The following is a 20,451-nucleotide window of genomic DNA, read 5'->3' as shown; positions in this document are numbered from 1 at the left end:
GTCAGGGTGCCATCAGCGCTGCAAACACGGCCTTGGCTTCTGGCGAGCTCCAATCCGCGCCGCCAATCAGCCGGGCCACTTCCATCCCATCCGGATTGACGATCACCGTCACCGGCAGGCCCAAAACCCCCATCTGATGCGCCAGTTCTTGCGTGGGATCGCGCAGCACGTTCAGGGTCTTGACCCCGGCCTTGTCCAGAAAGCTTTGGATCGCGGGCACCGGGTTCGGCCCGGTTGCCACCGCCACCACGGCAATGTCCGGGCGGTCCGCCGCCAACTTGTCCAACGCCGGCATCTCCAGCCGGCAGGGCACGCACCATGTCGCCCATAGGTTCACGACCAACCATTTGCCCTTGTAGGGGGACAGGTCGGCGGCCTGATCCGTCAGATCCGCCAACGCGACGGCAGGCAGAGCCTTGGGCGCCTCGACGATCAGCTTTTCCATGGCCCCGGTCAGCAGCGCCGGATCAACGGCCCCGGCAGAGGCCACATTTGCGCAGGCCAGAAAGCCCGTATAAAGGAAAGCCCGAATGATCCGCATCCATACCTCGCATCCATAGCCCTTGGGGGGGCCACCATGACCCAATCCGACAAGCCCACTGTTCCGCCATCCGCCAATACCATGTGGGGCGGGCGCTTTGCCAGCGGGCCGGATGCGATCATGACGGCGATCAACGCCTCCATCGGCTTTGACCAACGCCTTTACGCCCAAGACATCGCAGGCTCCCGCGCCCATGCTGCCATGTTGGCTGCACAAGGCATCATCACAGCTAGCGATGCACAGGCGATCCGGGAAGGCCTGCTCACGGTCTTGTCAGAGATCGAGGGAGGCAAGTTCACCTTCCGCACCGATCTTGAGGATATCCACCTCAACATCGAATCCCGCCTGACCGAGATCGTGGGCGAACCCGGCAAGCGCCTGCACACCGGACGGTCGCGCAATGACCAGGTGGCGGTCGATTTCCGCCTCTGGGTCCGCGATCAATGCGACGCCGCCATCCTTGGCCTCACCACCCTCATGCAAGCCTTCCTGACCCAAGCCGAGGCCGGGGCCGACTGGGTCATGCCCGGCTTCACCCATCTGCAAGTGGCGCAACCTGTGACCTGGGGCCACCACATGCTGGCCTATGTCGAGATGCTGGGCCGCGACCGCTCCCGCTTTGCCGACGCCCGCAAGCGGATGAACGAAAGCCCCCTTGGCGCCGCAGCCCTGGCCGGCACCGGCTTCCCCATCGACCGCCACATGACTGCCGAGGCCTTGGGCTTTGACCGCCCCACCGCCAACTCTCTGGACTCGGTGTCTGACCGCGACTTCGCGCTGGAGTTCCTGTCGGCCTCCGCCATCTGCGCCACCCATCTGTCGCGCTTTGCCGAGGAGCTGGTGATCTGGTCCACCGCCCAATTCCGCTTCGTCAAACTCTCGGACAAGTGGACCACCGGTTCCTCGATCATGCCGCAGAAGAAGAACCCTGACGCCGCCGAACTTCTGCGCGCCAAGATCGGCCGCATCTTGGGTTCCACCGTCGCCCTCTTCACCATCATGAAGGGCCTGCCGCTGACCTATTCCAAGGACATGCAGGAAGACAAAGAGCAGGTCTTCGATGCCGCCGACACCCTGATGCTGTCGCTGGCCGCCATGACCGGCATGGTCACCGACATGACTGCACAGCGCGAGGCGCTGAAGGCCGCCGCCGCCTCGGGCTTCTCCACCGCCACCGACCTTGCTGACTGGCTGGTCCGGGCCCTGAACCTTCCCTTCCGGGAGGCGCACCACGTCACCGGGCGTCTGGTGGCGCTGGCGGAATCAAAGGGCTGCGACCTGCCCGATCTGACCTTGGCCGAAATGCACTCCGCCCACCAAGGCATCACGCAAGAAGTCTACTCCGTCCTCGGCGTCGAAAACTCGATCCGCTCCCGCGTCTCCTACGGCGGAACCGCGCCGGATCAGGTGCGTGCACAGATCGCCCGCTGGAAAGCAGCGCTGGCTTAGGCCACGCTGCCGCAAACAAACCGGAGCCGCCGATGCGTCGCCTTGCCCTTCTCGCCCTCTTCGCCCTTGCCGCCTGTGGTGCGGAGGGCGCGCCACAGCCCCCGGCCGGCGTCTCCATCCACGGCACGGCAACGGTCGGGCTGGCCACCCAAGGCTAACTTATCCGAAAATGGGGCGACTTTTGCACCATCGCGCCATAATTCGCCCATGATCGACTGGCAGTTTCCCATCCCGAAACAATGCTGGAGAGGATCATGGCCGACATCACTGCACCCAAGGCCTTGACGCAATCAAACGCCCCGAAAGCGGGCGTGGGCCAAGGCCTGATGGTCGAGACGGCCAAGCGCTTCAAGGTCTCGCCCTTCCGGCAATTCTCGGATATGTTCCGCCTGCGCGGAGGGGCGATGCAGATCGTTCCGCGTGAATATTACGAATACCAACTGTTCCGCACCGACCTGCCCCTGGTGCAGAAGAAGGAATTCGTAGGCGAGAAGGGCAGCCTTGCCCTCAACATCCGCATGGCGCCCCCCACCATAACCCATATGCGCAACTTTCTGGCCGACAAGGTCGGGCTGACCACGATGATGGGCGCGCTAGGCCTGCCCACCACCCGCATTCAGGCGGCCTTTGCACCGTCCCGGGGCTTTGGCCTCTTGCCCACCCTGCGCGACGCAGCCGAGGTCGAGACCTTCCTGCGCACCAAGGCGCGGTTTCCCCTATTCGGCAAGCCGATCCAGGGCGCGCAGGCGATGGGAGCCGTGATGATCCTTGGCCTTGAAGGTGACATGGCGCTCTTGTCCACCGGAGCCCGCGTGGCCTTGGCCCAACTGGCAGCCGAGGTCGCGCAGAACCTGACCTACGGCTATGTCTTTCAGGATGCCGTCAAGGTGGCCCCCGAGATCGAGGCGCTGACCGGTTCGCGCGCCGTATCGACCCTGCGTGTGGTCACCGTGAACCGCAGCGACACTCCTGAAGTGCTCTACACCTCGTGGAAGCTGCCCTCGCTGACCGCGATGTCAGACAATTTCTGGCAACCGGGCAGCCTGATTGCTTCGGTCAACCCGCGCACGGGCGTGGTCGAGAAGGTCCGTCATGGCTCCGGCCTCGACACGCAATGGGTCGACCGGCACCCCGTCAGCGGCGTGCCGTTGAAAGGGATCACCCTGCCCCACTTCAAGGCGGCCACCGACCTTGCCGTGGCGTGCCATGCCGTCGTGCCCAACAACGGCCTTCTGGGCTGGGATATCGCCCTGGTTCCCACAGGCGCATGCCTGATCGAGTGCAACGAGAACACCGGCCACGCGCTTTATCAATTGGCTGCCGACCGTGGCGTGCTGAACGCCGATTTCCAGCCCGTCTTCGCCGAAGTGGCCGCCCGCAACGCCCGCCTTTTGGCCAGCCACGAAGCCAAGCGCAAAGCCTACCAGAAAGCCAAGGCCAGCTTTTGACCGCAACCAAGGGCGCCGCGCCCAGGTATTTTCGTTGAAAATTCCCGGGCGCGGCGCGCTCGGCGGACCCGGCTGGGAGGGCTGCCTGCCCTCCCAGACCCTCCCGGGGATATTTGGGCCAAGGTGAATGGCAAGAAAGTGCCGTCTTTCCCATTCATATTTGTGCAAATATCCCCGCCGGAGGCTCCTGCCCCATCCGCAATTGCACCCGGAAGGTCATCTGCTATAGCTGCCATGCAAAGCGAACAGGGACTTCGGGCGCATGGATCATTTCCTTTACAAGGACGGGCACCTTCACGCCGAGGATGTGGCGCTGGAGGATATCGCAGAGGCAGTCGGCACGCCGTTCTATGTCTATTCCGCGGCGACGCTGACCCGGCATTTCAAGCTGTTCAGCGAGGCGCTGTCCCCTTTGCCGCATCAGGTCTGCTTTGCCATCAAGTCCCTGTCGAACATCGCGGTTCTCAAGCTTTTGGGAGACCTTGGTGCGGGAATGGATGTGGTCTCGGGCGGCGAATATCTGCGCGCGAAGGCGGCGGGGGTGCCGGGTGACCGCATCGTGTTCTCGGGCGTGGGCAAGACGCGGGAAGAGATGAAGCTGGCCCTGACCGGCGGCATCCGACAGTTCAATGTCGAATCCGAGCCCGAACTGCACGCCCTGTCGGAGGTCGCCCATTGGCTTGGCCTGACCGCGCCCATTACGCTGCGCGTCAACCCCGATGTCGATGCCAAGACCCATGAAAAGATCGCCACTGGAAAGAAAGAGAACAAATTCGGCATCCCGATTTCAAAAGCGCGCGAGGTCTATGCCCTGGCCGCCAAGCTGCCCGGTCTGCAGATCGTCGGCATTGACGTCCATATCGGCAGTCAGCTGACCGAGCTTGCCCCTTTTGAAGCGGCCTTCATGAAGGTTGCGGAACTGACCGAGCAGCTGCGCGCCGATGGACATACGATCAGCCGCCTAGACCTTGGGGGCGGCCTTGGCATCCCCTACACCCGCTCGAATGAGGCACCACCGCTGCCCCTGGACTATGGCGCCATGATCCGGCGCACGCTTGGCCATCTGGGGTGTGAGATCGAGATTGAACCCGGCCGTCTGATTTCGGGCAACTCGGGCCTTCTGGTCAGTCAGGTCATCTATGTCAAAGAGGGCGAGGATCGCACCTTCCTGATCGTCGATGCCGCGATGAACGACCTTGTACGGCCCTCGATGTACGGCGCGCATCATGACATCGTCCCGCTCATCGAACCGCAAGCGGCGGCAGAGAGCCATGACTATGACGTGGTTGGCCCGGTTTGCGAAACCGGTGACACGTTCGCGAAAAGCCGCGCACTTCCCGCCCTGCACGAAGGAGACCTGCTGGCGTTCCGCTCGGCCGGGGCTTACGGTGCTGTCATGGCGTCCGAATACAACACCCGGCCCCTGGTTCCCGAGGTTCTGGTGCAGGGGCATCACTTCGCCGTCATTCGCGCACGTCCAAGCTTTGACGAAATCCTGAAGCGAGATACCATACCGGAATGGTTGTGAACCGGCGGAGGATATGACCGAAGGCAAGCCCGAAGCGGCCCTGAAACGGATCGAGTTTCCGCTTCGCCTGACCCTTGCCGGTCTTTGGGCGGAACGGCTTGCCCGTGCCTTCTGGCCCTTGTGGACGGTTCTGATCACGGGCCTTGGCCTTGCCGCCTTGGGTCTGCAAGACTACCTGCCGCTGGAGGCCGACTGGTTCGGCTTGGTCTCGCTGGCTTTTGCCGCGATCTGGGCGCTGGTCTGGGGTTGGCGTGCGTTCCGCAGGCCGACGCGGGCCGAGGCGCTCACCCGGCTCGACAGCCGCTTGCCCGGCCGCCCGATTGCCGCCCTGCGCGACGGCTTGGCGATGGGCTCGCAAGATCCGGCCACGCAAGCGATCTGGTCGGTGCACCGCGACCGCATGGCGCTGCGCGCCAGCGATGCCAAGGCGGTGGAACCTGACCTCAGGCTCGCCGCGCGCGACCCCTATGCCCTGCGCTACATGGCGCTGACCGTGCTGGTGCTGGCGCTCATCTTCGGCTCTGTCTGGCGGGTGGCCACCGTGGCGACGCTGCCGGCCCCGGGCGGTCAGGGTCAGGCCGCCACCGGCCCCGCCTGGGAAGGCTGGGCCCAACCGCCCGCCTACACCGGCAAACCCGCGCTTTATCTGGCGGACCAGAAGGACGAGGCGCTGATCCTGCCCGCCGGTACACGCATCCAGCTGCGGTTCTACGGGGCCCCCGGCGCGCTGATCCTTGCAGAGACCGTGTCCGGCCGCACGGATGTGCCCCCCGCCTCGCAGCCGGTGCAGGATTTCGTCGTCAAGCAATCCGGCAAGCTGTCGATCGAGGGCACCGGCGGGCGCGACTGGCTGGTGACGATCCTGCCCGATGCCCCGCCCTCCATCATGGCCACCGGCAAGATGGACCGCGACGCGGATGGCCGCTTCAAGCAACCCTTTGAAGCGACGGATGATTACGGTGTGGTCAAGGGTGACGTGACCATCGCGCTGGACCTTGCCGCCGTCGACCGCCGCTATGGCCTGAAGATCGACCCGGAAGACCGCCCCCCCGTCACGCTGGACCTGCCGCTGCCGATGAAGCGTGACCGCACCAAGGTGGATCAGGTGCTGGTTGATGACCTGTCCAAGGATGTCATGTCGAACCTGCCGGTGACGCTGACCTTCAGCGCAACCGATGCCGCGGGCCAAAAGGCGCTGGCTCAGCCTTTGCACGTCACCCTGCCCGGCCGCCGCTTCTTTGACCCGATTGCCGCCGCGCTGATCGAAATGCGCCGTGATCTGTTGTGGAACCGCAAGAACGCGCCAGAGGTGGTGCAGGTTCTCAAAGCCGTCACCAACAAGCCCGAGGGCTTCTTCCCCGACCAGAAGGCCTATCTGCGCCTGCGCGTGGCGATCAAGGAACTGGATGCGGTGGCCGCCACCCTCGACATCAAGACACGCGACGACGTGGCCGAGGAGCTCTGGCAGATTGCCCTGATCGTCGAAGACGGCACCCTGTCCTCGGCGTTCGAAGCCATGAAACGCGCACAAGACCGCTTGGACGAAGCCATCCGCAACGGGGCCTCCCCGGCGGAAATCGACCGTCTGATGAAGGAAATGCGGCAGGCGCTCGACAATTACATGAAGCAGCAGGCCCAAAAGAACGCCCAGAACCCGGACGAGCCGAACAAGCCTGACGGCAAGGCCATGCAGATGACGCAAGATCAGATGCAGCAGATGCTCGACAAGCTGCAGGAACTGATGAAAGAGGGCCGCACCGCCGAGGCGCAGGCCCTGATGCAGCAACTGCGTGATTTCATGAACAACATGAAGGTCACTCAAGGACAGGGCCAAGGTCAGGGCCAGGGCTCGCCCGGTCAGCAGGCGATGAAGGATCTGGGCCAGACCCTGCGCGACCAGCAGAAACTGTCGGATGACAGCTTCCATGACATGCAGAACGGCAGCCCGGACAGTCAGGCCAACCCGGATGGCCAGACAAACCCCAATGGTCAGACAAACCCCAATGGCCAGACCAATCCTGACGGCACCCCCAACCCGGATGGCAGCCAGCCCAATGGCCAAAGCCTGGCAGACCGGCAGAAAACGCTGAAAGACCGCATCGACCAGCTTGGAAAATCCGGCACCCTGCCGGGCGCGGGCGATCCCAAGGGCGAAGCGGGCCGCAAGGCGCTTGGCGATGCCGGCAAGGCGATGAACGACGCCGAAAAAGCACTGCGCGAAGGCGACCTGCCGCAGGCGCTCGACAAGCAGGCGCAGGCTCTGGACGCCCTGCGCAATGGCATGAAGCAGTTCGGTGACGCGCTGGCGCAAAGCCAGCAAGACCGCAATCCCGGCGACAGCCAGGCCAGTACGGACAATGCCCCGCAAGGCCAGCGCGACCCCTTGGGCCGCGACACCAGCCAGGGCACCCAGATGGGCACCGATCATTCACTGCTGCAAGGTCAGGACGTCTACCGTCGGGCACAGGAACTGCTGGACGAAATCCGCAAACGCGCTGGCGAGCAAGCCAGACCTGATCAGGAACGCAGCTACCTCAAGCGCTTGCTGGATCTGTTCTGAACGCCAGCCAAGCGCCTGATTTTTCGTAGAAAAATCGTGGTTCGCGGGTTGCGCGGGCCCTCAGCCCTGCGAGCCGCCTTCCATTCCGTGCAGCATGTTGATCAGGGTGCGGATTTCCGTATCCAGCCAGATCCGCCCCGCATCGACCGCCGCCACATAGGCCCCGGCCACATCGGCCAGCGCGGGCACCTGGGCCGCGATGATCGGCGCGAAGACATAAAGCGCCACCAGAATGACCGCCAGCAGCACCAGGGTCAGAAACCCGCTGCCAAACCGGTTGCGCGCTTCGTGGGCGGCTTCGGTCGCGGCTTGGGCCACGTCTTCGTCGCCCGTGCGCCCGGCACTGGCCCGCAGGGTCGAGTTGATTTCTTCGATCGCCGGCAACAACTCGCGGCGCGGGCGCGGCGCCTGTGCGGCGGCGGCGGGTTCGGGCTCGCCCTTCAAGCGGGCCACCACGCGGTTGGCCGCCTCGGCTGCACCGGGGTCCAGACGCATTTCGGTTTGGGTTTCCAAGGCAGGTGCCTCAGCCCGCCGCGCCGCCACTTCCCGCGCAGCTTCTTCGCGCAGAACCGACAGGACGCTTTCGTCGATGTTGCGGGTGGCGGCCACCGGTTCGGCCACGGGTTCGGCCACTGGTTCGGCGGCCAGTGGTTCAGCAACCACGGCGGCCTGCAAGGCCGGCCCGGCAACCGGTACGGGCAGCGGCACCTCGGGGGTTGGCTGCACGTCAAGTTCGTCCTCCGGCACCTCATCGACCGCCGGGTTCTGCGCGAAGGGGGTAACCTCGACAAAGGTTTCCGCCGCCGCATCCTGTTCCGCCGGTTCGCTCAGCGTGGCAGCCTCTTCCACGACCGCCTCGGGATGGGCCTGAAACCATGCATGCCCGCAATTGGAACATTGGACGTCCCGCCCGGTTCGCGGGATGGCAGCATCATCCACCTCATATTCCGCGTCACAATTGGGGCACACCAAACGCATTTTCACCTGTCCCGCCGGGTTCTGGGTAATCTGGCTGTCGTTGTAGCAATTAAACCTGTCCCGTCCAATGGTTTGTACCCAAATCATTAACTCTTCGACCGTCCAGCCACACTCCCGCCAGACAGGCGTTGAATCCCGACCCTCCTTGGGCAATGGTGCAACGGAAACCTGCGCGGGACGGAACCAGACCTTGATCGCCTTCGAAAATGCCGCCTACAGCTATGGCGGCGGGGAACTGCTGTCAGAGATCTCGCTGCGCCTTGCGCCGGGGTCCTTTCATTTCCTGACCGGGCCTTCGGGCTCGGGCAAATCCACATTCCTGAAGCTGTGCTATGCCGAGCTGCTGCCGACCGCCGGTCGCATCACGCTGTTTGACCGCGAGGTGCGCGGCCTGACCCGCGATGACGTGGCCCTGACCCGCCGCCGCATCGGGGTCGTGCATCAGGATTGCCAGTTCCTCGACCATCTGCCGCTGGCCTCCAACGTGGCGTTGCCCCTGTTGGTGGCTGGCAAACCCACGCCCACCTCGGACCTGTCCGCGCTGCTCGACTGGGTTGGCCTTGGCCCCTTGGCCACCGCCCTGCCGCCCTCGCTGTCGGGGGGGGAGCGGCAACGCGCCGCCCTTGCCCGCGCCATCATCATGGGTCCCGATGTCATTCTGGCCGATGAACCGACCGGCAACCTTGATTGGGAGATGTCGCTGCGGCTTCTGACCCTGCTGGTGGAGCTTAACCGCATGGGCAAGACGATCCTTGTGGCCACCCATGACCTCAACATCATCCGCCAGGCCAAAAGCCAGATCGCCGCGCGCGTGCTGCGCATTTCCAAACGACGCATCCAACTGGCGGGGGCTGACCTGTGATCCTGCTTCAACGCCAGCACCGTCAGGACGACCGCGTGGTGCCGCCGTCTGGCGCCTCGGCCCGGCTGACCTCGTTCACCGCCGCCGCCATGACCTTCCTCGCCGTCTTCGCCATGGCCCTGTCGCTGGCCACCGGCAAACTGGCCACCCGTTGGGCCGATGCGCTGGACCGCACCGCCACCGTGCGCATTGCGGCCCCCGAGGATCAGATGGCCCTGCAGACCAAGGCCGTCGTTGATATCCTGACCACCACCCCCGGCATCGCCACCGCCCGCGCCCTGACCGCGGACGAAGCGAAGAAACTGCTGGAGCCGTGGTTCGGCCCCGACCTGCCCTTGGCCGACCTGCCCCTGCCGCAACTGGTCGAAGTGACCGAAACCGGCGCCGGCTATGACGCCGAAGGCCTGCGCCAAAGGCTGGCCGCCGAGGCGCCCGGCGCTGTCCTGGATGACCACCTGCGCTGGCGCCGCCCGATGGCCGAGGCGGCGGGCCGTCTGCGCCTGCTGGGCCTGTTGTCGATGGTGCTGATCGGCTTTGCCATGGCCGCGATGATCACTCTGGCCGCCAACGCGGCACTGTCGGCCAATGCGCAGGTGATCCGCGTGCTGCGGCTGGTGGGCGCCAAGGACAGCTACATCGCCAAGGCCTTCGTCCGCCGCTTCACCCTGCGCGCCGCCTCCGGCGCGCTGGTGGGCGCGGTTCTGGGCACAGCCGGCGTCGCCCTACTGCCGGCCCAGGACGCCGCCGGCGGTTTCCTGACCGGCCTTGGCTTCACCGGCACCGGCTGGTTGCTGCCGCTGCTTCTGGTGCCGCTGGCTGCCCTCGTGGCGTTCCTTGCCACCCGCACCGCGGCCTTCCGTACCCTGAGGGGATTGACCTGATGCCCACCCCGATCCGCTGGCTGCTGTCACTGATCTTCATCGCCCAGATGTATCTGGCCATGGCCCTGTGCGCGCTGATCTTCGCCATCCCGGCCCTGATCTCGCGCAATGGGGCCTTCGCCGCTGTCCATACCTATGCCAACTGGGTGCGCCTCTCGGCCCGCCTGCTTGTCGGCCTGAAGACCGAGTTTCGCGGCCCCGTCCCGCAGGGCGAGGTCATCATCGCCGCCAAGCACCAAAGCTTTTTCGACATCATCCTGCTGTGCGCGATCCTGCCGCGTCCCAAGTTCATCATGAAGCGTGAACTGATCTGGGCACCGATCCTCGGCCAATATGCCCTGCGCATCGGCTGCATCCCGGTGGATCGCGGCAAGCGCGGGGCCGCCATCGCCAAGATGAAGGAAGACGCGGCCAAGGCAGCCCTCAACCCCGGTCAACTGGTGATCTACCCGCAAGGCACCCGCGTCCCTCCGGGCGAAACTCTGCCCTACAAGGTCGGCGCGGGCCTGCTCTACGCCCAGTTCAACCAACCCTGCATCCCGGTTGCCACCAATGTCGGCCTGTTCTGGCCCAAACGCGGCATCCTGCGCCACCCGGGCACCGCCGTCATCGAATTCCTGCCCGCCATACCGCCCGGCAAACCCTTGGGAGAGTTCATGCGCGGCATCGAGGCGACGATCGAATCCGCCTCAGATGCCCTGATGCGCGAAGCGGGGTGGAGGGGCTGATGGCGACCCGCACCCAGACCATCGAGGATCTGCTGGATGCGCTGCGCGAGCTGCCCGGCCTCAGCACACGCAAGATGTTCGGCGAATATGCGCTTTATCTGCACGGCAAAGTGGTGGCGCTGATCTGCGATGATCTGCTGTTTGTCAAACCCACCCCCGGCGCGCTGGCCGTGGTCGATACCCCGACGATGGCGCCGCCCTACCCCGGGGCCAAGGACCACATCTGCCTTGAAGGGGCGCTGGACGACCCCGACCTGACCATCGCGGCCCTGCGCGCCGTGGCCGCCGACCTGCCCGAACCGAAAGCCAAAGTCGCACCCAAGCCGCGCAAACCGAAGGTGTAGAATGGACTGGATCACCACCCTCGACGACCTGCACAGCCTGTATGGCACGCCATCGTCGCCCGCCGTCGTCAAGGTCACGCCGCACCTGATCCCCAGCTACCGCGCCTTCATCGCGCGCAGCCGGTTCTGCGTGCTGACCACCGTCGGCCCAGAAGGGACTGACGGCTCTCCGCGCGGCGATGCCGGGCCGGTGGTGCGCGTGCTGGATGACCGCACCCTTGCCCTGCCCGACTGGAAGGGGAACGAGCGGATCGATAGCCTGCGCAACATCCTGCGGGATGAGCGGGTCAGCCTGATGTTCCTGATCCCCGGTTCCACCACCGCCATGCGCGTGAACGGCCGCGCCCGCCTGACCGCCGACCCCAGCCTGACGGAAAGCTTTGACCGCGATGGCAAGCACCCCCGCACCGTCATCGTGATTGCCGTGGACGAGGTCTATTCCCAGTGTGCCCGCGCCTTGCAACGCTCAGAGTTGTGGACCGCGGGCGATCAAAGTCAGGACCTGCCCTCGGTCGGCACCATGCTGCAAGAGGCCAGCGCCGGCGGGATCGAGGCAAGCCAGTACGACCGAGACCGGGCAACGCGCGCGCATCTGGGCTGGTGGTAACCCCAAATCTTCCGCGAAAATTCCTGCCGCCGGTCCAGGGCCTGATCTTTCGCAGAAAGACCTTGGTCCGGCGGGGCAGAACCTGAACAAAAGGTTAAGGTTTTTCAATAAATCGTTTTATAACAAAGAGTTAGACAGAATTGCACGCGTGCAATCCTGTCCGTTTCACGCGGCCAGACCCTTGGTCCCCATGTCAAGGAACTTCTCGCGACGGTCCTTGATCAAGGTCTCGGGCTTCTTGCCGGACAATTCCTTCAACATGGCTTCGATCGCCTTGCCCACCGCCTCGATGGTTTCCTTGCGGCCCCGCTGTGCCCCGCCCAAGGGCTCCTTCACGATCCGGTCCACCACGGCCAGCTTCTGCAAGTCCTGCGCCGTCAACCGCAGCGCCTCCGCCGCCTCCCGCATCTTCTCGGCATCCTTCCACAGGATCGACGCGCAGCCTTCGGGCGAGATGACCGAGTAGATCGAATGTTCCAGCATCGCGATCCGGTTCGCCGTGGCCAAGGCAACGGCCCCGCCCGACCCGCCCTCGCCCACGATCACCGAAATCACCGGGACGCCGATCTGCAGGCTTTTCTCGGTCGCCCGCGCAATGGCCTCCGCCTGCCCCCGCTCCTCGGCACCCTTGCCCGGATAGGCACCGGGCGTGTCCACGATCATCACCACCGGCAAACGGAACCGGTCGGCCATCTCCATCAGGCGGATCGCCTTGCGGTAACCTTCCGGCCGCGCCATGCCGAAGTTGCGCTCGATCCGGGTCTTGGTGTCATGCCCCTTTTCTTGCCCCAGCACGATCACAGCGGCATCGTTGAACCGGGCCAATCCGCCCATGATCGCGTGATCGTCGGCGAAGTTGCGGTCGCCCGCCAAGGGGGTGAACTCTGTGAACAGGGTCTCAATGTAATCGCGGCAATGCGGGCGGTCCGGGTGGCGGGCCACCTGACATTTCTGCCAGGCGTGCAGCCCCTTGTAGAGGTCTTTCAGCATCTGATCCGCCTTGCGGTCCAGCGCCTCGGCCTCCTTGGCCACATCCATCGTCGGATTGGACCGGCCCATGGCGCGCAGCTCCTCGGCCTTGCCTTCGATCTCTGCGAGGGGCTTTTCGAATTCAAGATAGTTCATCGGAAACTCCCAAGGGGCCGCGTCAGGTCAGGGCCCCTATATGGCCGCGCCGCGTGCAAGTTGCAACTGAGCCGGTAAGGAGCATGAAAGGCCCCCAAAATCAACGCGCCCCGCAGCCGCAGGGGCGCAGGGCGCGTTTCCTCCCCAATGCGCTGCCGAAGGCCTCCTCTCCCGCGGCAGCTGGGTAACCAAATGACGTAGCGTCATGTCCCTTGTTTTGACACGTTAGTCAACACGAGTCGCTCAAAGGTCAGGCTGCGGCGATCAAGTCTGACTGCGCCACGATCACCTCCGCCTGTCGGATCGAGGCGATGTCGACCAAACGCCCCTTGTACACCGTCGCCCCCTCGCCGCGCTGTTTTGCATCGGCCATGGCGGCAAGAATCTCGCGCGCTTCGGCGACTTGGGTCTGCGAAGGCGTGAACACTTCATTGGCCAGCGCCACCTGTTTGGGATGGATCGCCCATTTGCCAACCATCCCCAGCGTGGCAGAGCGGCGGGCCTGGGCGCGAAAGCCCTCGTCATCGGAGAAATCGCCAAAGGGGCCGTCGACCGGCAGCAGGCCATGGGTGCGGCAGGCGGCGACGATGGCGGTTTGCGCCCAATGCCACGGGTCGGACCAGTGTCGGGCGCCTTGGTGCAGCATGTAGTAATTTTCCTGCGTGCCGCCGATGCCGGTGGTCTGCATGCCCATGCTGGCCGCAAAGTCGGCGGCACCAAGGCTCATCGCGGTCAGACGCGGCGAGGCTTTGGCAATCTCTTCGACATGGCTGATGCCCGCGGCGGATTCGATGATCACCTCGAACCCGATCTTCTTCGTCCGCCCCATGGCACGCTCGACAGCGGTGACCAGCGCGTCAACGGCATAGATATCCTCGGCGCAGCCGACCTTGGGGATCATGATCAGGTCCAGCCGCTCCCCGCCCTTTTCCAGCAGGTCTACGACGTCGCGGTACCAATAGGGCGTGTCCAGCGCGTTGATTCGCACCGACAGAATCTTGCGGCCCCAGTCGACCGATGAGATCGCCTCGATGATCTGCGCGCGCGCCTGCGACTTGTCGGCCGGAGAGACCGAATCCTCCAGATCGAGGTTGATCACATCGGCGGCAGACGCGGCCATCTTGGGAAAAAGCGCGGGCCGGGAGCCGGGGGCGAAAAGCTGGCAACGGTTCGGGCGGGCGGGAGGAGCAGGTTGCAGGCGGAAGGACAAGGCGGCCTCGCAAGTATGTTTCAAGATTACATGGCGCTGTGGTATATTGTTGCGCAACTACTTGCAAGCGGTCTTCGCAGGCGCAGCATGAGAAAGCTGTGGCGCAGCGGAAAGGAACATGGGCAAATTGTCCATCCTACGAGGGCCGCCATGATCACCGTCACGCCAGATACGTTCAAGATCGCCAGAACCTTCACGATCTCCCGGGGTTCAAAGACCGAAGCCCATGTGCTGACAGTCCGCGTGACGCGGAGCGGGGTGACCGGCTGGGGTGAATGCGTACCCTATGCACGGTACGGGGAAAGTCTGGAGTCGGTGACAGCGGCCATTCTGGCTTTGCCGGAGGGGATCACGCGGGCGGCGCTGCAAGGGGCGATGCCCTCGGGGGCCGCACGCAATGCGGTGGATTGCGCGCTATGGGACTGGGAGGCGAAGGCATCGGGGCGACGGGCGTGGCAGGTGGCGGGGCTGGCCGCGCCGGGGCCGGTGCAGATCGCCTTCACGCTGTCGCTGGACACGCCAGAGGATATGCGGGCGCAGGCGGCGGCGAATGCGCATCGGCCCTTGCTGAAGATCAAGCTGGGCACGCCGGACGACATGCCAAGGTTGGAGGCGGTGCGGGCGGGGGCACCGAAAGCGCGGCTGATCGTGGACGCGAATGAGGGCTGGACCCCGGAGGTCTATACCGAGCTTGCCCCGCACCTGATCCGGCTGGGCGTGGCGATGGTGGAACAGCCCTTGCCTGCCGGGGCGGATGACATGCTGGGGGAGATTGCGCGGCCTTTGCCGGTCTGTGCGGACGAAAGCTGCCATGGGACTGACAGTTTGGCGCGGTTGAAGGGCAAGTATGATCTGGTCAACCTCAAGCTCGACAAAACGGGTGGCCTGACCGAGGCGCTTGCGGCCAAGGCCGAGGCGGTCAGGCTTGGGTTCGGGCTGATGGTGGGCTGCATGGTCGGCTCCAGCCTTGCGATGGCACCTGCGGTAGTGGTGGCGCAGGGGGCGAATTATTCAGATCTTGACGGCCCGCTGCTTCTGTCCCAAGACCGCGAAAATCCCCTGCACTATGATGACGCCGGGGTTCATCCGCCTGAAAAGGCCCTTTGGGGATAGACCATGACCCGTATCGTCCATGTGAACGGCGCCTTCGTGCCGGAAGCCGAAGCTGTCGTCTCGGTCTTTGACCGGGGCTTCCTGATGGCGGATGGGGTTTACGAGGTGACCTCGGTCTTGGGCGGCAAGCTGATCGACTTCGCTGGCCATTGCGTGCGCCTGGCCCGCAGCCTTTCGGAACTGGAGATGGCCAACCCCCATACCGACGCGGAATGGCTGGACCTGCACCGCGAACTGGTGGCGGCCAATGGCATCGTCGACGGCATGGTGTACCTGCAGGTCACGCGCGGCAATCCGGGCGACCGCGATTTCGCCTTTCCGGGGCCGGAGGTGAAGCCGACGGTGGTGATGTTCACCCAATCCAAGCCCGGTCTGGCGGAGAACCCTGCGGCCAAGTTGGGTTACAAGGTGATTTCCATCCCCGACATCCGCTGGGGGCGGCGCGATATCAAGACGGTGCAGCTGCTTTACCCCTCGATGGGCAAAATGGCGGCCAAGAAGGCGGGTGTCGATGACAGCTGGTTTGTCGAAGATGGCGTGGTGACCGAAGGAACCAGCAACAACGCGTATATCGTCAAGGGGAACCGGATCATCACCCGGCAGCTGTCCTCCGACATCTTGCACGGCATCACCCGCGCCGCCGTGCTGCGCTTTGCGGCAGAGGCGCAGATGGAAGTGGAAGAACGCCCCTTCACCATCGCCGAAGCGCAGGCGGCGGACGAGGCGTTCATCACCTCCGCCTCCGCCTTCGTGATGCCGGTGGTGGAGATTGACGGCGCAGCCGTGGGAACCGGCAAACCCGGGGCAATCGTCGGGCGTCTGCGTGAAATCTACCTGGAAGAAATGCGCAAGGCCGCCATCTGAGGCGAGGGCACAGCCCTCAATGCAACAGGCGGCGTCGCAAGACGCCGCCTGTTGCATGTGATCCCTGCCGTGCGACCTTCCGTTCAGGCCTTGGCGATGCGCCCCTGCGGCAGAACCTTGCAGGTCACCAGCTCTTCGGGATGGGCGTTGGGGTCATCAAGGTGGGAAAAGTCTTGCGTCCGCGGCCCGGCATCCGCGAATGCCACGTCAAGCAGGACCGTGGAAATGGCCAACATCAGGATCGACAGGACTGGCAGAAACGCGATCATTCTTGCTCTCCGTGCTTTAAGGCACAAAGAAGGCAAATTCACGCAATGTCAAATTTCCGCCGTGTTCCCTGTCTTGGCATGAAACAGTCCCGGTCCCGCCAATGGACTGTCAACCAGCCGGATTGAGTGCCGCAAAAACGCCATCATAGGTTCCCGATGATTCGGCCTCGCGCAGGCGCTTGACGCGCTGGACCAGGATCTCGGGGCCACCCTGAGCCAGAAGGCCCATGACTTCCGCGATGTAATCCTCCAACGGCTGTGCCATCGGGTTGCTGCGGCTGCGCGGCATCAGGTCAGTGGCGACGGCGGGCGGCGCGATCTCGATCACCTCGACCGAGGTGGCCCGCAACTGGTGGCGCAGCGACTGGCTCCAGGAATGCATGGCAGCCTTGGTGGCCGAATAGGTCGGTGTCATTGCCAAAGGCACGAAGGCCAATCCTGAAGAGACGTTGAGCACGGCGGCTTTCGGTTGCGCCTTCAGATGCGGCAGCAGGGCGGCCGTCAGGCGGATCGGGCCCAGGAAATTGGTCGCCACCGTGGCTTCGGCATCGGCCAGATCGTAGGGTTCGGACAGCAGATTTTCGGCCCGCATGATGCCGGCGTTGTTGATCAGCACGTTCAGGCTGGGATGAGCGCCCAACACGGTCTGGGCAAAGCCCGGCAGCGAGGCCGCGTCTTCAATATCCAGAACCACACAATCCATGCCCGGATTGGCGTCAACAACCTCGGCCAACGCATCAGGGCGACGCCCGGCGATGATGACCCGATTGCCCAGCTTGTGAAAGGCTTCCGCCAGACCGCGCCCGATGCCGGACCCGCCGCCGGTGATGAGGATGGTGTTTTCGGTCAAGTTCATGATGGGTCCTTTCGGGGAAGATCTGTGGGTCTGATATAGCCACCGCCTTGCCCTTGGTAAGGTCACAGGACGAATATTCCTGCCGCGCCGAATCTGCAGCGCCACGCGATACGGCGGCTCAGGTAGCGGCATGGACCAAGGCTGACGTGACCCGCGCGCTCAAGCTGTCAGACCCGATCGCAAAACGATCTAAGGGGCCACCTTGGCCCCTCGCCGCCATCATTTGGACAACCGCGTCATGCCCCGGACCAAGGATCCTGCCTTTGCCATCCATGGCACAGACACCCGGCGCGGTCAGATCGCCTCAGGTCTTGGCGGGATCGCCGACATTTTCGGCAAAGGCCACTTTGAACGCCGCCTGTTTGGCGGCGTCTGCGGCGGTCTGGTGCTGCGCCACCCAATCGGAATACGGCATGCCATAGACAATCTCGCGCGCTTCGTCCTTGGTCATGGCGATGCCTTCCGCCGTGGCCGCCTCGTTGTACCAGCGGCTCAGGCAGTTGCGGCAGAAGCCGGCCAGGTTCATCAGGTCGATGTTCTGCACATCTGGGCGCTTTTCCAGCAGGTGGTGCATCAGGGCGCGAAACGCCGCAGCCTCCAGCTTTTCGGTCATGGCGGGATCAAGCTGTTCCATCAAGAGCCTCCAGTACTTCGGTCAGGATCGGGGCAAGGCGCAGGGCCCAGACCCTTTGCCCATCAGCGTCAGAGATGAGGTCGTTGCGCACCTCGATCAAGGTGTTCTGACGCCCCATCTGCAAGGCGTGCAGGTCAATCGCATCACCGGGCAGATGGCCGGCATAGGGTTCATTGTCGCCAACACACAGATCAGGCTCTGCCGACAGACGACGGATCAAGGGCACCGACAGACGGTCATCAAGATGGGAATAAAGCACGCCCACCTGCCACGGGCGCGGCTGGCGACCACGCAGGCAGGGGGTGAAAGAGTGGATCGCCAAAATGACCGTGTCCGGCCGCCGCGCCGCAAGCCGCGCCAAGGCAGCGTGATAGGGCCGGTGCAGACGGGCCAGACGGCGTTCGATCTCTTGCGGCGTTACATGGGCGTTGCCGGGGATGATCGTGCCGTCATAAAGCCGCATGACAAGGGTCGGGTCTTCTTCCCCCCGGTTGGCGTCAATCACCAAGCGGCTGAAGTCTGAACAGATCACCGGGCTGTCCAGCGCCTGCCCGAGTGCTTCGGCCACACCGCGCGCGCCGACGTCCCAGGCGATATGGCGCTGCATGTCCTGCGCCGAAATACCCAGATCGCCACCGCAGACATCGGCGGGGACGCGGTTGGAGGCGTGGTCGCAGGTAACAAGCCAGCGGCCGGGGCGTTCTTCGCCGATGATGTGAAAGGGGGTCATGCGTTGGGTTCCTGTCCGGCGGTCATAACGAAGGGCGGTCGAAAAGGGAATCACCTCTGTGTCAAAAGGCCCGCCAAACTGCATCTGCCGCTTGCTTGGGCGCAACCTGATCACTTCTTCGCCAAATTTTCACTCCGGGCGTATAGGGGGTGAACGGCCCGGTTGCCCCTGTGGCCCAATTGGGCCATAAGGCCAGCGGCCCACCGTAACATCGGAACACGACGAAAAGGATCAAGGCATGAGACGCCTTCGGAATGTAAAGATCGTGGCCACGTTGGGCCCGGCCTCCAGCGACTACGCCACCATCCGCGCTTTGTTTGAGGCAGGAGCCGACGTGTTCCGCCTGAACATGAGCCACGGCACCCACGATGACATCCGGGCGCGCCACGTCATCATCCGCAAGGTCGAGGCTGACGTTGGTCGCCCGATCTGCATTCTGGCCGACCTTCAGGGCCCGAAACTGCGCGTTGGCACCTTCGCCAATGGCAGCGAAGAGCTGATCGAGGGCGCGAAGTTCCGCATGGATCTGTCCTCGATCCCCGGCGACGTGAACCGCGTGCAACTGCCCCACCCCGAGATTTTCGCAGCGCTGGAGCCGGGCGCCTCGCTGCTGGTCAATGACGGCAAGATCCGTGTTGTCGTGGACGACTGCGGCAAGGACTATGCCAACTGCACCGTGACTGTCGGCGGCACGATTTCCAACCGCAAGGGCGTGAACGTGCCTGACGTGGTTCTGCCGGTGGCGGCGCTGTCCGAAAAGGACCGCGTCGATCTGGAATTCGCCTGCGAACTGGGCGTTGACTGGCTGGCCCTGTCCTTCGTGCAGCGCCCTGAGGATGTGATCGAAGCGCGTGGCATGGCCCGTGGCCGTGCCGCGATCCTGGCCAAGATCGAAAAGCCTGCTGCCGTGAAGGCCTATGACGCCATTCTGCAAGTGTCGGATGGCATCATGGTTGCACGCGGGGACCTTGGCGTTGAACTGCCGGTCTACACGGTTCCGCCGATCCAGAAGCGCCTGATCCGTGGCGCGCGCGCTGCCGCCAAGCCGGTGATCGTGGCCACGCAGATGCTGGAATCGATGATCGAATCGCCGGTTCCGACCCGGGCCGAGGTGTCGGACGTGGCGACTGCGATCTATGAAGGTGCCGACGCCATCATGCTGTCGGCCGAATCGGCAGCGGGCAAGTACCCGATCGAAGCCGTGACGACGATGAACAACGTCGCCATCGCGGTCGAGAAGGACCCGACCTACCGTCAGGTGATCGAAGCCAGCCGCCACATCCAGCGCGAGACCATCGCTGACGGCATCGTGGCCGCCGCACGCGAAATCGCCGAAGCGACCAACATCAAGGCGATCTGCTCGTTCAGCCAGACTGGCAACACGGCGGCCCTGGTGTCGCGGGAACGTCCGCGGGTTCCGATTATCGCGCTGACGCCGCTGATGTCGTCCGCCCGTCGTCTGGCCCTGACCTGGGGCACGCATTGCGTGATCTGCGAACCGCAGGAACGCCTGAAGGGCGCAGTCCTTGCCGCCGTCCATGCCGCCCGCGCCGACGGCTTCGCCGGTGTCGAGGACATGATCGTGCTGACTGCGGGCCTTCCGTTCAACGTGAAGGGCACAACCAACGTCCTTCGTGTCGCACCTTGCGATGAACGGTTGATTTCGCGGGTCGATCCTGAATAATCGCTGACACGCGGTTCCGGATTTAACCGCCGGAGATTTC

21 protein-coding genes are annotated in these 20,451 nt (G+C 64.3%); 13 read left to right on the top strand and 8 right to left on the bottom strand.

The genetic code is table 11. The features are described from left to right. Position 1 precedes the first annotated feature (1 nt). Complete coding sequence (locus tag AC1Y2B_RS11340; RefSeq protein WP_482253199.1) at positions 2-541, bottom strand: TlpA family protein disulfide reductase; 540 nt, start codon at positions 539-541, stop codon at positions 2-4. Between the two features lie 36 nt (positions 542-577). Here AC1Y2B_RS11340 and argH point away from each other — a divergent pair, with 36 nt between their 5' ends. From argH to AC1Y2B_RS11315, 5 genes are all read left to right on the top strand, one after another. Further along, a complete protein-coding gene (gene argH, locus AC1Y2B_RS11335; protein ID WP_482253198.1) occupies positions 578-1,990 on the top strand; it encodes an argininosuccinate lyase in 1,413 nt (470 codons plus the stop codon). Positions 1,991-2,022: 32 nt separating this feature from the next. Continuing rightward, the gene (locus AC1Y2B_RS11330) at positions 2,023-2,148 is read left to right on the top strand and encodes a hypothetical protein (protein ID WP_482253197.1); all 126 of its coding nucleotides are present in this window, start codon (positions 2,023-2,025) and stop codon (positions 2,146-2,148) included. A gap of 96 nt (positions 2,149-2,244) precedes the next feature. Further along, entirely contained in the window at positions 2,245-3,438 is a 1,194-nt protein-coding gene (locus AC1Y2B_RS11325; RefSeq protein ID WP_482253196.1) for a sugar-transfer associated ATP-grasp domain-containing protein, read from the top strand. A gap of 262 nt (positions 3,439-3,700) precedes the next feature. Beyond that, a complete protein-coding gene (gene lysA / locus AC1Y2B_RS11320; protein ID WP_482253195.1) occupies positions 3,701-4,966 on the top strand; it encodes a diaminopimelate decarboxylase in 1,266 nt (421 codons plus the stop codon). A 13-nt stretch (positions 4,967-4,979) separates the two neighbouring features. Beyond that, the gene (locus AC1Y2B_RS11315) at positions 4,980-7,526 is read left to right on the top strand and encodes a TIGR02302 family protein (protein ID WP_482253194.1); all 2,547 of its coding nucleotides are present in this window, start codon (positions 4,980-4,982) and stop codon (positions 7,524-7,526) included. Between the two features lie 60 nt (positions 7,527-7,586). Here AC1Y2B_RS11315 and AC1Y2B_RS11310 read toward each other — a convergent pair whose 3' ends face one another. Next, positions 7,587-8,504, bottom strand: a complete 918-nt coding sequence (locus AC1Y2B_RS11310) for a zinc-ribbon domain-containing protein (RefSeq protein ID WP_482253193.1) — start codon at positions 8,502-8,504, stop codon at positions 7,587-7,589. 190 nt (positions 8,505-8,694) lie between these two features. On the opposite strand from AC1Y2B_RS11310, the gene AC1Y2B_RS11305 reads away from it, so the two are divergent. Genes AC1Y2B_RS11305 through AC1Y2B_RS11285 form a run of 5 tightly spaced genes read left to right on the top strand, consistent with a single transcriptional unit; the run spans position 8,695 to position 11,926 of the window. Then, entirely contained in the window at positions 8,695-9,366 is a 672-nt protein-coding gene (locus AC1Y2B_RS11305; RefSeq protein WP_482253192.1) for a cell division ATP-binding protein FtsE, read from the top strand. Further along, entirely contained in the window at positions 9,363-10,247 is an 885-nt protein-coding gene (locus AC1Y2B_RS11300) for a cell division protein FtsX (protein ID WP_482253191.1), read from the top strand. The genes AC1Y2B_RS11305 and AC1Y2B_RS11300 overlap by 4 nt, the downstream gene beginning before the upstream one ends. Next, on the top strand, positions 10,247-10,975 hold the full coding sequence (locus AC1Y2B_RS11295; RefSeq protein WP_482253190.1) for a lysophospholipid acyltransferase family protein: 729 nt from the start codon (positions 10,247-10,249) through the stop codon (positions 10,973-10,975). The genes AC1Y2B_RS11300 and AC1Y2B_RS11295 overlap by 1 nt, the downstream gene beginning before the upstream one ends. Continuing rightward, a complete protein-coding gene (locus AC1Y2B_RS11290) occupies positions 10,975-11,319 on the top strand; it encodes a TfoX/Sxy family protein (protein WP_482253189.1) in 345 nt (114 codons plus the stop codon). Before AC1Y2B_RS11295 ends, AC1Y2B_RS11290 begins: the two co-directional genes overlap by 1 nt. A 1-nt stretch (position 11,320) precedes the next feature. After that, positions 11,321-11,926, top strand: coding sequence for a pyridoxamine 5'-phosphate oxidase family protein (locus AC1Y2B_RS11285; RefSeq protein ID WP_482253188.1), 606 nt, complete (start codon positions 11,321-11,323; stop codon positions 11,924-11,926). Positions 11,927-12,091: 165 nt separating this feature from the next. Here the strand turns inward: AC1Y2B_RS11285 and AC1Y2B_RS11280 are convergent, their stop codons facing one another. After that, on the bottom strand, positions 12,092-13,051 hold the full coding sequence (locus AC1Y2B_RS11280) for an acetyl-CoA carboxylase carboxyltransferase subunit alpha (RefSeq protein ID WP_482253187.1): 960 nt from the start codon (positions 13,049-13,051) through the stop codon (positions 12,092-12,094). Positions 13,052-13,301: 250 nt separating this feature from the next. Next, positions 13,302-14,261 carry an L-malyl-CoA/beta-methylmalyl-CoA lyase gene (locus tag AC1Y2B_RS11275; RefSeq protein WP_482253186.1) on the bottom strand — a complete coding sequence of 320 codons (960 nt, stop codon included), beginning with the start codon at positions 14,259-14,261 and terminating at the stop codon, positions 13,302-13,304. A gap of 150 nt (positions 14,262-14,411) precedes the next feature. Here AC1Y2B_RS11275 and dgcA point away from each other — a divergent pair, with 150 nt between their 5' ends. After that, positions 14,412-15,374, top strand: a complete 963-nt coding sequence (dgcA, locus tag AC1Y2B_RS11270) for an N-acetyl-D-Glu racemase DgcA (protein WP_482253185.1) — start codon at positions 14,412-14,414, stop codon at positions 15,372-15,374. 3 nt (positions 15,375-15,377) lie between these two features. Then, positions 15,378-16,238 (top strand): D-amino-acid transaminase, encoded by an 861-nt coding sequence (locus tag AC1Y2B_RS11265; protein WP_482253184.1) that lies wholly within the window; start codon positions 15,378-15,380, stop codon positions 16,236-16,238. 83 nt (positions 16,239-16,321) lie between these two features. On the opposite strand, the gene AC1Y2B_RS11260 is transcribed toward AC1Y2B_RS11265, so the two are convergent. The 4 genes from AC1Y2B_RS11260 to AC1Y2B_RS11245 all read right to left on the bottom strand — a co-directional run bounded on the left by AC1Y2B_RS11260 (position 16,322) and on the right by AC1Y2B_RS11245 (position 18,727). Beyond that, the gene (locus AC1Y2B_RS11260) at positions 16,322-16,507 is read right to left on the bottom strand and encodes a hypothetical protein (RefSeq protein ID WP_482253183.1); all 186 of its coding nucleotides are present in this window, start codon (positions 16,505-16,507) and stop codon (positions 16,322-16,324) included. 109 nt (positions 16,508-16,616) lie between these two features. Beyond that, the gene (locus tag AC1Y2B_RS11255) at positions 16,617-17,363 is read right to left on the bottom strand and encodes an SDR family oxidoreductase (RefSeq protein ID WP_482253182.1); all 747 of its coding nucleotides are present in this window, start codon (positions 17,361-17,363) and stop codon (positions 16,617-16,619) included. 304 nt (positions 17,364-17,667) lie between these two features. Next, on the bottom strand, positions 17,668-17,997 hold the full coding sequence (locus AC1Y2B_RS11250; RefSeq protein ID WP_482253181.1) for a DUF1244 domain-containing protein: 330 nt from the start codon (positions 17,995-17,997) through the stop codon (positions 17,668-17,670). Next, on the bottom strand, positions 17,984-18,727 hold the full coding sequence (locus tag AC1Y2B_RS11245) for an N-formylglutamate amidohydrolase (protein WP_482253180.1): 744 nt from the start codon (positions 18,725-18,727) through the stop codon (positions 17,984-17,986). Before AC1Y2B_RS11245 ends, AC1Y2B_RS11250 begins: the two co-directional genes overlap by 14 nt. A 238-nt stretch (positions 18,728-18,965) precedes the next feature. Between AC1Y2B_RS11245 and pyk the strand changes: the two genes are divergently transcribed. After that, positions 18,966-20,411, top strand: a complete 1,446-nt coding sequence (gene pyk, locus AC1Y2B_RS11240; protein WP_482253179.1) for a pyruvate kinase — start codon at positions 18,966-18,968, stop codon at positions 20,409-20,411. The last annotated feature ends 40 nt before the right edge of the window (positions 20,412-20,451 follow it).

The sequence above is a fragment of the Stagnihabitans sp. genome (assembly GCF_964946895.1).
Note: the sequence above shows the minus strand (reverse complement) of the source record. Positions and strands in the feature narration are given on the sequence as shown.